Origin of the sequence: Mycobacteroides franklinii (assembly GCF_002013895.1) — a bacterium.
In the GTDB taxonomy this organism is placed as follows: Bacteria; Actinomycetota; Actinomycetes; order Mycobacteriales; family Mycobacteriaceae; genus Mycobacterium; species Mycobacterium franklinii.
On record NZ_MAFQ01000001.1, the window covers coordinates 251,637 to 264,883 of the forward strand.

Here is a 13,247-nt window from a genome sequence, read left to right on the forward strand (position 1 = left end):
TTCTGGGTCTAAATGTGTCTTGGGCTGTGTTTACGTCTATGTCGGGCGTCACACGTGATAACGCCAGTTTCGTGAACAGGGGTCATGACTGCCAGAATTGGCAGACGTGACCCATAGTTTCCGGAACGTAGCCATTGTTGCGCACGTCGACCACGGCAAGACAACCCTGGTCGATGCGATGCTCAAACAATCGGGTGCGCTCTCGCACCGAGGTGATGACGCTGTCGAGCGCCTGATGGACTCCGGTGACCTGGAGAAGGAAAAGGGCATCACCATCCTGGCCAAGAACACCGCGGTGCACCGGCACCATGCGGATGGCTCCATGACCGTCATCAACGTCATCGACACTCCCGGCCACGCCGACTTCGGCGGTGAAGTAGAGCGCGGTCTGTCGATGGTCGACGGCGTGCTGCTGCTGGTCGACGCCTCCGAGGGCCCGCTGCCGCAGACCCGGTTCGTGCTGCGCAAGGCCCTTGCTGCGCACCTGCCGGTGATCCTCGTGGTCAACAAGACCGACCGGCCCGACGCCCGGATCGCCGAAGTGGTCTCCGACAGCCATGACCTGCTGCTGGACGTCGCCTCCGATCTGGACGAAGAAGCCCAGAAGGCCGCCGAGGACGCGCTCGGCCTGCCGACGCTGTACGCCTCGGGCCGTGCCGGTGTGGCCAGCACCGTCGAACCCGCCAACGGCGAGATTCCCGAGGGTGAGAACCTCGACCCGCTCTTCGACGTCCTGCTCGAGCACATCCCGCCGCCCAAGGGTGACCCCGAGGCCCCCCTGCAGGCATTGGTCACCAACCTCGACGCATCGGCGTTCCTCGGCCGGCTCGCGCTGATCCGCATCTACAACGGGCGCATCCGCAAGGGCCAGCAGATCGCGTGGATGCGTGAGGTCGATGGTCATCCCGTCATCACCAACGCCAAGATCACCGAGCTGCTCGCCACCGAGGGCGTCGACCGCAGCCCCACCGAAGAGGCCGTCGCCGGTGACATCGTGGCCGTCGCAGGTATGTCCGAGATCATGATCGGTGACACCCTGGCCGACCCCGATCACGCGCACGCACTGCCGCGCATCACCGTCGACGAGCCCGCGATCTCGGTGACCATCGGTACCAACAGCTCTCCGCTGGCGGGCAAGGTGTCCGGGCACAAGCTGACCGCGCGGATGGTCAAGTCGCGGCTGGATTCGGAACTCGTCGGCAACGTCTCGATCAAGGTCGTCGACATCGGCCGTCCCGACGCCTGGGAGGTTCAGGGCCGTGGTGAGCTGGCGCTGGCCATCCTCGTCGAGCAGATGCGCCGCGAGGGCTTCGAGCTGACCGTCGGCAAGCCTCAGGTGGTCACCCGGCAGATCGACGGCAAGCTGCACGAGCCGTTCGAGGCCATGACCATCGACTGTCCCGAGGAATTCGTCGGCGCCGTCACCCAGCTGATGGCCGCCCGCAAGGGCCGCATGGAGGAGATGGCCAACCACGCCGCGGGATGGGTCCGCATGGACTTCGTCGTGCCGTCGCGAGGCCTCATCGGGTTCCGTACCGACTTCCTGACGCTGACCCGGGGCACCGGCATCGCGAACGCCGTCTTCGAGGGCTACCGCCCCTGGGCCGGCGAGATCCGTGCCCGGCACACCGGGTCGCTGGTATCCGACCGGACCGGCAGCATCACCCCGTTCGCCATGATCCAGCTGGCCGACCGTGGACAGTTCTTCGTCGAGCCGGGTGAAGACACGTACGAGGGCCAGGTCGTCGGGATCAACCCGCGTGCCGAGGACCTCGATGTCAATGTCACCCGCGAGAAGAAGCTGACCAACATGCGCTCGTCGACCGCCGACGTCATGGAGACGCTGGCACGGCCGATCGAGCTCGACCTCGAGCAGGCCATGGAGTTCTGTGCCGCCGACGAATGTGTGGAGGTGACACCGGAAATCGTGCGCGTGCGCAAGGTCGACCTGGATGCCAACACTCGTGCGCGGAATCGCTCACGCGCGAAGGCGGCTGCCAACAACAGCTAGATTCGGCGGTCTGCGGCTCTGTGCGCGTCCCGCCGACATCGGGCAGACCGGGCAAGAACAAGGGCACGTCCCGCAAGACCCCGAAGGCAATGAGTTCTGTCTGCTCAGGGCCCGTCTCAAGGAGCTTTGAGGCTCGCTGCCTCGCGCCGTCGTCGGAATGGGAGCACACTGCAGGGCGTGGCCGATTTCAACTCCCTCAAGCGGTTGGTGGTCCAGAACACCCAGCGCTACCTGGTGAACCCGGTGGGGCGCCGGCTGCCGATCGTGATGCTGGAGACCACGGGTCGCAAGTCCGGACAACCTCGCCTCACCGCGATCGGCGGACGACTTGTCGATAACCAGTTCTGGCTGGTGTCCGAGCACGGTGAGCACTCCGACTACGTGCGCAACATCAAAGCGAATCCCGCGGTCCGGCTACGTATCCGCGATCAATGGCGCACCGGTACCGCGCACCTACTGCCCGACGATGACGCGCGGGCACGGCTACAGCAGCTGCCGCGGGGCAACAGTGCGGTAGTGCGTGCGGTGGGTACCGAACTGCTGACACTGCGGGTGGACCTCGACTGATTTTGGTTACAGCGGTTGCCTAGCTCGATGAACTTATTTGAGAGATAACAGTTTTCGCGATCAGTCGATCGAGCCGGTGGGTACTATCGCGATATGCCGGAGCAAACCCAGCCCACATCTCGCATCATCGACCAGAACGCGGCGGCGGCACAGGAGCTTCCGTTCGCCAGTACCGTCGACCAGGCCGACGCCGACAGGGGATTCATCGCGGCGCTGGAACCCGGTGTCGTCACGGACGCGGCCGGAAAAACAGTCTGGGACAACGACTCCTACAGCTTTTTGGGCGACAGTTGCCCGGCCTCGGTGCATCCGAGTCTGTGGCGGCAGTGCGGGCTGAACATCAGGCAGGGGCTGTATCTCGTCACCGAGGGCATCTATCAGGTGCGGGGCCTCGACATCTCCAATATGACGATGGTGGAGGGGGAGAACGGGGTCATCGTGATCGACCCGCTGGTGTCCGCGGAAACCGCCGCGGCGGCCCTGGCGCTGTATCGGAGCCATCGCGGCGACCGCCCGGTGACCGGGTTGATCTACACCCACTCCCACGCCGACCATTTCGGGGGTGCGTTGGGTGTGGTGAGCACCGAAGACGTTGCGGCGGGTCGCTGTCCCGTGCTGGCGCCGGCGGGATTCCTGGAACATGCCGTGGCTGAGAACGTCTACGCCGGGACGGCGATGACACGCCGTGCCGTCTACATGTACGGTGCGGTTCTGCCGAGGGGGCCCCTCGGGCAGGTGGGATCCGGTCTTGGGCAAACCAATTCGATTGGCACCGTCACGCTGATCCCGCCGACCCTCGACATCACCCACACCGGGCAGGAAGAGACCATCGACGGTGTGCGGATGATCTTCCAGCTGACCCCGGGCACCGAGGCGCCGGCGGAGATGAACTTCCATTTCCCGCAGCATCGGGCACTGTGTATGGCCGAGAACGCCACCCATACCCTGCACAACCTCCTGACGTTGCGCGGCGCGCTGGTACGCGACCCGCATGTCTGGGCGCGGTACATCACCGAGGCCATCAACCTGTACGCGCATGACGCCGATGTGGTGTTCGCCTCTCATCATTGGCCCACCTGGGATACCGCACGTCTGGTGGAATACCTTTCCCTGCAACGTGATCTGTACGCGTATCTGCACGATCAGACGTTGCGACAGCTCAATCAGGGCTTCGTGGGTTCGGAGATCGCGGAGACGCTGCAGCTGCCGCCGGCTATCGCCGGGGCCTGGCATGCGCGCGGCTACTACGGCTCGATCAGCCATAACGTGAAGGCGATCTATCAGCGCTACATGGGTTGGTTCGACGGCAACCCCGCACACCTCTGGGAGCATCCACCTGTCGCGAATGCGCAGCGGCACGTGGAGTTCATGGGTGGCTCCGAGGAGGTGCTTCGCAAGGCGCACATCGCCTTCGAGGAGGGTGACTATCGGTGGGTGGCCCAGGTGGTCAACTATGTGATCTTCGCCGATCCGGCCAACGAGGCGGCGAAGATGTTGCAGGCCAGCTGTTTCGAACAGCTTGGCTACGGAGCGGAGAATGCCACCTGGCGCAACTTCTACCTGATGGGTGCGTACGAACTGCGCCACGGAAACGTGGGGACCCCGATGGCCGTTGGCTCGCCGACGATGATGGCGGCACTGACCGTGGACCAGGTGTTCGATGCGCTCTCACTGCGGATCAACGGACCCAAGGCCTGGAACGAGCGCTTCGTGAGCGATTGGACGTTCACCGACGAGGATCGCGTGCACCGCGTGGAGCTGCGTAACGGTGTGCTGGTGCACTACGACCGGCCCGCGGGTATCAGTCCGCCCGACGTGACCTTCACCCTGACGCGGCCGACCCTCATCGACGTTCTACTGGACGGCAAGGACCCGGCGCAGCTTGTCGCCTCGGGTGAGATCGCCGTGGAGGGCGACCTGACCGGACTCGCCCGGTTGGTCGCGGTCCTCGATGCGCCCGACCCCGGCTTTGCCATCGTGACCCCGTAGCGGACAGCAGAGATGAGCCGTTGCTCAGTAAGGTTGCTGACCATGTTCTGGGGGAAACACGCCGTTGAGTAATCTGCAGGTCACATTCATCAGCGAGTCGATCGCGGAGCCCACGGAGTGGTATTTCCGTGGGCCGCACCATATCGTCGCGGTCTACCAGGGCGGACATATCCGCACCAAAGAACTGGAGTTCGATCGCGGACTTTCCCGGCGCTATCTGCCGAAGGCTGGTGACGTGCTCGTGGTTCCGGCCGGACGGCGCGTCGCGATAACCGCACAGGGCGAACAAGCCGCGTTCTGTCAGCTTGAAGTGCCGACCGCCTTGCTCGATCAGCGAGAACTGCAGGCGCGCGTTGCGCATCCGGACGCGTTAATGCTGCAGCTTGCGGCGAGGATGCGCAGCATCTCGGACCGTGACGATGTGATCGCGCGGCTGCTGCGGGAGTCACTGGTCGACGTGATGTGGCTGCACCTGAGCGACCACTACGCGGCGATCCGTCGACACGCGGTAAGTGGCAGAGCATTGGAGCCGGCCGCGCAGGCGCGGCTGATGGAATATGTCGAAGACAGCCTGGATGCGGAGATCAGCCTGGCGGCGCTGGCGCGGCACTCCGAGATGTCGATCAGTGAGTTCCGCAAGGCTTTCGTGGATGCATTTCGGCAGACGCCATACCAGTTTGTGTTGAACCGCCGGATGGACCGTGCGAGGAAGCTCCTTACCGGTACTTCTCTGCCCGTCACCGATATCAGTGTCGCCGTGGGTTTTTCGAGCCCTAGCCATTTCGCGACCACATTCAAGGCCCGAGTGGGAGTGACGCCAACGGTCTACCGCAGCGGACTATGAATCTTTCCGCAAGACGCAACAGATTTCGAAGGCGCGACCTCCAGCTGCGATCTACAGTTTCGGGACGTGGTCACGGGGGACGTGGTCGCGGGGGTCGGGCAGGTTCTGGCCTCGCATGTGCGAGAGTCGGAATCTGCCCGACCCCATTATCAAACATGTTGCGGTAGAAGTAGAGTGCTTTCCGTGCGAGGGGATGATCTGTATCAAGCCCCACCGCGGCGGTGGTGACGGTCCTATGGATCGCCCAGCGATACCCCGACCAGTTCTCCGGTGGACGTGTGCATTGCTCACCGCGTGCCTCTGGGCGGTCGCAGGGTGCACGGGCGAGACGTCTGGCCCCGCGGAAGGCATCGCGGCGCGTGATGCGCCGGTGCTGTCTCACGTCACCGTCGAGCGGTTCCATTATCTGACGGACGGTCATTCCGATCCGACTCAAAATTGGGCAGACCTGTATCTACCCGCCGGCCGTCAGGATCCGGACACCATTCCGCTGGTAGTGCTGATTCATGGCGGGGCATGGCAAAACCAGCTGGGGGCCAGGGTTTTCGAGCCATTGGCCCGCGAACTGGCGGTCCGCGGAATGGCCGTCTACAACGTGGAATATCGGCGAGTGGGATCCGGTGGTGGCTGGCCGACCACGTTCCACGATGTGGCGCGTGCGCTTGACTATGTCATCGAAGTGGACAAAAAACACCCGCAGCTCACCACGGACGACGAACTTGTCGTGGGGCACAGTGCCGGTGCGCAGCTCGCGGTATGGGGTGCCACTCGACACCATCTCAGCGATGACGAGGTGGGCTCTCGCCCACGGTTCCGGCCCACGCGGGCGGTGTCGCTGGCGGGGCCGCTCGACATGGTCTATGCGGCGGAGCACGGTGACGATCGCATCGTCACCGTGCTGGGGGGTATGCCCGATGCTGTGCCCGAGCGGTATCTGTCCGTCGACCCCATCCAGAACATCGATATCGGCACGCCTGTCATAGCCCTGCACGGCACCAGGGACCACGTCGTTGAACCCGCCAACTCCCAGCGCTACGTGGCGGCGGTGAAGCGCCAGGGTGGCCGGGCCGCTCTCGAGCTGCTTCCCGGGCAGAGCCACGTATCGATTGTGTCGCCCGACAGTTCGGCCTTCGATCGAGTGGTACGAGTGATCACCGCGACTTCTCAAACGGAGCTCGACGAGCTGCTCAGGGGTTAGCTGGCCCGCGTTCGCGTTCGCCTCACCGCACCCCACCGATAAGGTTGGTCCTCATGCCTACCGAGACCTTGCGCCTGCGCCTGTGCGCAGTGCTTGGTGTGGTGCTCCTCGGCGGGTGCTCCGTCAGCGCGCCCCCGGCCGTGCAGGGCAGCGAAACCACCAGCTCAACCACACCGCCGCCGCCCAAAAAAGAGCAGATCGTGGTGGGTATCGACGCGATCGGTGCGGGATTCAACCCACACCTGTTGTCCGATCAGTCGCCGGTGAACGCCGCGATCAGCGCGCTGGTGCTGCCCAGCGCGTTCCGGCCGGTACCCGATTCGGCCACCACCACCGGCTCACGTTGGGAGATGGACCCGACGCTGCTGGTTTCCGCGGAGGAGACCAGCCAGGAGCCATTCACGGTCACTTACACCATCCGCCCCGAGGCGCAGTGGACAGATAACGCTCCCATCGGCGCGGATGACTTCTCCTACCTGTGGCAGCAGATGCTCACCCAGCCCGGGACCGTCGACCCGGCCGGCTACGGAAACATCACCGACGTGCAGTCGCGCGACGGCGGCAAGCGTGTGGTTGTCACCTTCGACCACAAGTACCCCGCATGGCGCGAGCTGTTCACCGATCTGCTGCCCGCCCACATCGTGAAGGACATCCCGGGCGGGTTCGCCTCCGGACTGGTCAAGTCGATGCCCGCCTCGGGGGGACGTTTCCGTGTCGACACCATCGACCCCCAGCGCGACGAGATCCTGCTGGCCCGCAACGACCGGTACTGGGCAACCCAGGCGGTCCCCGACGAGATCCTGTTCCGTCGTGCGGGTGCCCCCACGGTGCTGGCTGATTCCATCCGCAACGGTGACACCCAGGTGGCTCAGGTGCATGGCAGCGGGGTGACGTTCGCTCAGCTGTCCAACATCCCCGGGGTGCGCACCGCGCGCATCGTCGCGCCGCGCACGCTGCAGCTGACACTGCGCGCCGGACAGCCCACGCTCACCGATGCCAAGGTGCGGCGCGGCCTGCTGGGACTCCTCGATGTCGGCCTGCTGGCGGCGGTCGCGGCGGGCAATGACAACGCCGTCACGCTGGCGGCAGCCCAGGTGCGTTCGCCATCGGATCCCGGATACAAGCCCACCGCGCCCGTGGCGCTCACCCGCGACGCCTCCCTGGCGTTGCTCAAGGAGGCCGGGTATGAGGCTGTCGAGGTGCCGCCACCGCCCGGCGCCGCCGCGGGGCCGCCACAGATCACCAAGGATGGCGAGCCGCTGGCCCTGATCATCGGCGCGGCCTCCAACGACCCCACCTCGGTGGCCGTCGCCAACACCGCCGCCGACCAACTGCGCAACGCGGGCGTGCGGGCCACCGTCTTGGCCCTCGACCCGCCGACGCTGTACGGGCAGGCGATTCCGGACGGCCGGGTGGATGCCATCGTCGGCTGGCATCAGGCCGGTGGTGACCTGGCCACCGCGCTGGCTTCCCGGTACGGCTGCCCGGCGTTGCAGTCGGGCAAGCTGCCCGATACCCGCACCACCACGCCGCCCCCGCCGCCGGCAAGCAATACGCCCGCGCCGCCGACGAGAGAAGAATCTGTTCGCGCCCCAAGCAATCTCACCGGTCTGTGCGATGAGGAGTTGCAGCCCAGCATCGACGCCGCGTTGACGGGCCATGCCGATGTGGGCAAGGTCATCGATCAGGCCGAGCCTCAATTATGGAAGATGGCAACGGTTTTGCCGATCATGCAGGACACCACCATCGCCGCGGCAGGCCCCAGCGCGCAGAACGTGGAGCTGGCCGGCGCGGTGCCGGTGGGGATTGTGGCCACCGCAGGAGACTGGAAGAAGACCCGCCCATGACCCGACGACTCATGTTGGTGCACGCTCATCCCGACGACGAATCTCTGACCACTGGCGGAACCATCGCGCGCTATGCCGCCGAAGGTGCCGACGTGCTGCTGGTCACCTGCACCCTCGGAGAAGAAGGCGAGGTGATCGGCGACCGCTGGGCGCAGCTGGCAGCCGACCGCGCCGATCAGCTCGGCGGCTACCGGATCAGCGAATTATCCACCGCACTAGGGCATCTTGGTGTCGACGGGCCCACCTTCCTGGGTGGTGCGGGGCACTGGCGCGACTCCGGTATGGCGGACACCGGGCCGCTGCACCCGCGCGCCTTCGCGGGCGCCGAACGGGATGAAGCGGTGGGGGCGCTGGCCGCGCTGATCGACGAACACCGCCCGCACGTCGTCGTCACCTATGACCCCTTCGGCGGTTACGGGCACCCCGATCACATCCAGGCGCACACGGTGACGACTGCCGCCGTGGAGCGGGCGACCTGGCAGGTGGCCAAGCTGTATTGGACCGTCATCGCGACCAGTGCGCTGGAGGCGGGCCTGGCGTCCATGAAACGGCTGCCGCCGGGATGCGAACCCGCGCCGCTGGACCTCATACCCACCTTCGCCGACGAGAAGATCAGCGCCGCCATCGACGTATCGGCCTACCGCGACGCCAAGGTCGCCGCCCTGCGCGCACACGCCACCCAGCTGACGGTTTCCGAGGACGGATCCGCGATGGCGCTATCGAATCTGATCGCGTTGCCCATCGCGGACATCGAGCATTTCGTGCTGGTCCGCGGTGAGCCCGGTGTCGACACCGGGTGGGAATCAGATCTGTTCGCCGGGGTGGAGTTGTAAGCTCGATTCATGCCACCCGATCAAGACCAGGATCCCAATCAGCAGCACTGGCAAGACCGTGTGGACAACTTCCAATGGGTTGTCGGATCACTGGTGGCCCAGCTCGACTCCGTTCCGATCTAGACGCCTGAACGCATTCATGCGCGGGTTCGTCATGGCCGCGCTCATTTTTGACGGCGCCATCAGCGCGATTCTCGGCGCAGCTCTGCTCAACACACGCTTCGGCGGGGTTTTGGTTCCGCTGGGCTTGATCATCAGCGTCGTGCTCAATGTCGTGCTGGTGTGGTGCGCCCTGGAGTGGGCGGCCACACCGCGATGGGCGGGGGCGCCTCTGTGGGCATTCGTGGCCACCACAACGGTGCTCTTGTTCGGCGGCCCCGGCGGCGATGTGGTCTTCGTCGGGTTGTGGCCCGTTCTGCTGATCGTGGTCGGCGTGCTGCCCGCGGCGTATGTCTTGCGGCGCGGGAACAGCTAGCCGAGCCGTACGGTCGTCGCGCAGGCGCTCACCCCAGGTACTCGGACTCCAGAACCAGGTCCTTCACCAAGGTCTGATACTCCACGTGCGTTTCGTGCTCGATGGTCTGCCAGAGCTTGCCCTGTTGGTCCTTCATATACGCGCGGTACTTGGGGGAGCCGGGGAATCCGACGTTATCGGCGACGACGATCGTGCCCGGATGCAGCCAGCCGCGTTCCATCAGCCGCTGCAGGTCGTCGAGGTACACGTCCTTCCAGTGATCGATGAACACGAAATCCAGGCATCCCTCGGTAAATCCGTAATCCTTGGTCAGGGTGTCCAAGGTGGTGCCATCGTCGGCGGTCCCGTTGAGACAGGTGGCGCGGTCCGCCAGCCCCGCGTGTGCCCAGACCCGGCGCGCTACCGAGGCGTTGGCTCCCGACTTCTCGATGGAGAAGAACTTGGCGTTGGGCGCGGCACGCGCGATCCGTAGGCCGCTGTATCCGCAGTACGCACCGAGCTCCAGGGCGATCTTGGGTTTGGCGCGTTTGACGGCGGCATCGAGCAGCTGGCCTTTTTCGTCGCCGACATTCATAAGAATCGATTGGTCGTACGCGAAGTTGTCGATGGCCTCGATGGCGGCGTCGACATCCCCGGCCGGGGCAGTCGCGATGACGTGCTCGGCGGTGGCCTCCTCGCGGCCATCACCCATCTGACCGGTGCGCATGACGTTCAGGCCGCCGAATACTGCCCGCAGAAACGAATACCGCAGAAACGGAAGTTTCTGCTTCAGGGTTCTCGTGAGACTCACAAAGATCAGCCTAGCGATCCCGCGCGTTTCCGCAGGGTGGCTCTGTTGATGAACCCCCGAGTGGTGGGCTTTTTGGTACGGGCGGATGATCTGAGGGTGACCGACGGTTGTACAAACGTGCCCGACGACGTAACGCCGCTGCCGAATCCCGCTTTTCCCTCCCGGAACGCGGCCTCATCGCCCGCGTTGCGGCGAGTGTTGCGCCGTGCGCGGGACGGGGTGACGTTGAATGTCGACGAGGCCGCGCTCGCCCTCACCGCCCGCGGCGAGGAGTTGGCCGATTTGATGGCCAGCGCCGCGCGGGTGCGTGATGCCGGGCTGGAATCCGCCGGACGCCTGGGCGCCGAGGGGCGTCTGCCGATCTCCTATTCGCGCAAGGTGTTCATTCCGGTGACGCATCTGTGCCGCGACAAGTGCCACTACTGCACGTTTGTGACAGTTCCGGGCAAGCTGCGCGCGCAGGGCCAGGGCATGTACCTGGAGCCCGACGAGATATTGGACATCGCCCGTCGCGGCGCCGAATTGGGCTGCAAGGAAGCTTTGTTCACGCTGGGCGACCGGCCCGAAGACCGGTGGCCCGAGGCCAAGCAGTGGCTGGACGAGCGCGGCTATGACACCACGCTGGACTATGTGCGCGCGATGGCGATCCGGGTCCTGGAGGAGACGGGTCTGCTTCCGCATCTGAATCCGGGCGTGATGAGCTGGTCCGAGCTGGCGCGGCTCAAGCCGGTCGCCCCGTCGATGGGCATGATGCTCGAGACCACTTCGCGGCGGTTGTTCGAGAACCGTGGCGAGGCGCATTACGGCAGCCCTGACAAGGACCCTGCCGTGCGGCTGCGGACACTGACCGATGCGGGCCGGTTGTCGATCCCGTTCACGACGGGTCTGTTGGTCGGTATCGGCGAGGATCTGACCGAGCGTGCCGAGACCATTCATGCGATCCGCAAGGTGCACAAGGAATTCGGGCACGTTCAAGAAGTGATCGTGCAGAATTTCCGCGCCAAGTCCGACACCGCTATGCAGACGACGCCGGACGCCGATATCGATGATTTCCTGGCGACCATCGCGGTGACCCGGTTGGTGTTGGGGCCGAAGATGCGGGTGCAGGCACCGCCGAACCTGGTGTCTCGCAGCGAATGCCTGGCGTTGATCGGGGCCGGCGTGGACGACTGGGGCGGTGTGTCGCCGCTGACTCCCGATCACGTCAACCCCGAACGGCCGTGGCCGGCACTGGATGATTTGGCCTCGGTCACGGCGGAGGCCGGATACGACCTGGTGCAGCGCCTGACGGCGCAGCCGCAGTACGTGCAGGCCGGAGCGGCCTGGATTGATCCGCGGGTGCGAGGACATGTCGAGGCCCTCGCCGATCCGGAATCCGGCTATGCCCTGGATGTTTCGCCGACCGGCCTGCCGTGGCAGGAGCCGGATGAGACGTGGGAGTCGACCGGCCGGGTGGACCTGCACGCGGCCATCGATTCAGAGGGGCGCAACACCGACACCCGCAGCGATCTGGCGAGCGCGTTCGGTGACTGGGAGTCCATCCGCGAGCATGTGCGCGAGTTGAACGCCCGCGCACCGGAGAAGGTGGGCGCCGACGTGTTGGCGGCCTTGCGTTCTGCCGAGCGGGATCCGGCCGGATGTAGCGACGACGAGTATCTGGCGCTTGCGACCGCCGAGGGTCCGGCGATGGAAGCCCTTGCTGCGCTGGCTGATTCGATCCGTGCCGATGTGGTGGGCGATGACGTCACGTACGTGGTGAACCGGAACATCAACTTCACCAACATCTGCTACACCGGCTGCCGCTTCTGCGCCTTCGCGCAGCGCAAGGGTGACGCCGACGCCTTCTCGCTGTCTGCGGAGGAAGTGGGAGACCGGGCCTGGGAGGCGTATGTGGCCGGCGCTACCGAGGTCTGCATGCAGGGCGGTATCGACCCGGAGCTGCCCGCGACCGGTTACGCGGATCTGGTGCGCGCGGTCAAAAAGCGAGTACCCAGCATGCACGTGCACGCCTTCAGCCCCATGGAGATCGTCAATGGCGCCTCGAAGGGCGGCCAGAGCGTGCGTGAATGGCTGACCGAGCTGCGTGCCGCGGGTCTGGACACCATTCCGGGCACCGCAGCGGAGATCCTTGATGACGAGGTCCGGTGGGTGCTCACCAAGGGCAAGCTGCCCGCCTCCGAATGGATTGACGTCATCAGCACCGCACACGAGGTGGGGCTGCGTTCCAGCTCGACCATGATGTACGGGCACGTGGACACGCCTAAGCATTGGGTGGGGCATCTGCGGGTGCTTGCCGGAATTCAGGACCGCACAGGCGGATTCACCGAATTTGTGCCGCTGCCGTTCGTGCACCAGAGTGCCCCGCTGTACCTGGCCGGTGCCGCGCGTCCGGGGCCGACGAACCGGGACAATCGGGCGGTGCATGCGCTGGCACGCATCATGCTGCACGGGCGTATCGACAACATTCAGACCAGCTGGGTCAAGCTCGGCATCGAAGGCACGCGGATGATGCTCCAAGGGGGCGCCAACGATCTCGGTGGCACGCTCATGGAAGAAACCATTTCACGGATGGCCGGGTCCGAGCACGGCTCGGCCAAGACCATCGCCGAGCTTGAAGAGATTGCCGACGGCATCGGACGCCCCGCGGTGGAGCGCACCACCACCTACGCGCGGCGGCCGTCCGCCGCATAGAG

10 protein-coding genes and 1 pseudogene are annotated in these 13,247 nt (G+C 65.4%); 10 read left to right on the top strand and 1 reads right to left on the bottom strand.

Annotated elements, in window-relative coordinates; all coding sequences use genetic code 11:
* Nucleotides 1–106 precede the first annotated feature (106 nt).
* From typA to B4393_RS01525, 9 genes and pseudogenes are all read left to right on the top strand, one after another.
* Complete coding sequence (typA, locus tag B4393_RS01485; protein WP_078278859.1) at nt 107–2,011, top strand: translational GTPase TypA; 1,905 nt, start codon at nt 107–109, stop codon at nt 2,009–2,011.
* A gap of 10 nt (nt 2,012–2,021) precedes the next feature.
* Nucleotides 2,022–2,141, top strand: a pseudogene (locus B4393_RS01490) (VOC family protein); the annotation flags it as partial.
* Between the two features lie 47 nt (nt 2,142–2,188).
* On the top strand, nt 2,189–2,578 hold the full coding sequence (locus tag B4393_RS01495) for a nitroreductase/quinone reductase family protein (RefSeq protein ID WP_070936031.1): 390 nt from the start codon (nt 2,189–2,191) through the stop codon (nt 2,576–2,578).
* Between the two features lie 93 nt (nt 2,579–2,671).
* Nucleotides 2,672–4,567: an alkyl/aryl-sulfatase gene (locus B4393_RS01500; protein ID WP_078332633.1), complete on the top strand. Its 1,896-nt coding sequence runs from the start codon at nt 2,672–2,674 to the stop codon at nt 4,565–4,567.
* A gap of 64 nt (nt 4,568–4,631) precedes the next feature.
* Nucleotides 4,632–5,411 (top strand): helix-turn-helix transcriptional regulator, encoded by a 780-nt coding sequence (locus B4393_RS01505; protein ID WP_078332634.1) that lies wholly within the window; start codon nt 4,632–4,634, stop codon nt 5,409–5,411.
* A 235-nt stretch (nt 5,412–5,646) separates the two neighbouring features.
* On the top strand, nt 5,647–6,609 hold the full coding sequence (locus tag B4393_RS01510) for an alpha/beta hydrolase family protein (protein WP_078332981.1): 963 nt from the start codon (nt 5,647–5,649) through the stop codon (nt 6,607–6,609).
* 53 nt (nt 6,610–6,662) lie between these two features.
* Nucleotides 6,663–8,456, top strand: coding sequence for an ABC transporter family substrate-binding protein (locus B4393_RS01515; protein WP_078332635.1), 1,794 nt, complete (start codon nt 6,663–6,665; stop codon nt 8,454–8,456).
* An 11-nt stretch (nt 8,457–8,467) separates the two neighbouring features.
* Complete coding sequence (gene mshB, locus B4393_RS01520) at nt 8,468–9,289, top strand: N-acetyl-1-D-myo-inositol-2-amino-2-deoxy-alpha-D-glucopyranoside deacetylase (RefSeq protein ID WP_078332636.1); 822 nt, start codon at nt 8,468–8,470, stop codon at nt 9,287–9,289.
* 139 nt (nt 9,290–9,428) lie between these two features.
* Nucleotides 9,429–9,764: a hypothetical protein gene (locus B4393_RS01525; protein WP_078332637.1), complete on the top strand. Its 336-nt coding sequence runs from the start codon at nt 9,429–9,431 to the stop codon at nt 9,762–9,764.
* Between the two features lie 28 nt (nt 9,765–9,792).
* Here the strand turns inward: B4393_RS01525 and B4393_RS01530 are convergent, their stop codons facing one another.
* Nucleotides 9,793–10,554: an O-methyltransferase gene (locus B4393_RS01530; protein WP_070936020.1), complete on the bottom strand. Its 762-nt coding sequence runs from the start codon at nt 10,552–10,554 to the stop codon at nt 9,793–9,795.
* A gap of 117 nt (nt 10,555–10,671) precedes the next feature.
* On the opposite strand from B4393_RS01530, the gene B4393_RS01535 reads away from it, so the two are divergent.
* Complete coding sequence (locus B4393_RS01535; RefSeq protein WP_191987048.1) at nt 10,672–13,245, top strand: bifunctional FO biosynthesis protein CofGH; 2,574 nt, start codon at nt 10,672–10,674, stop codon at nt 13,243–13,245.
* Nucleotides 13,246–13,247: the final 2 nt, after the last annotated feature.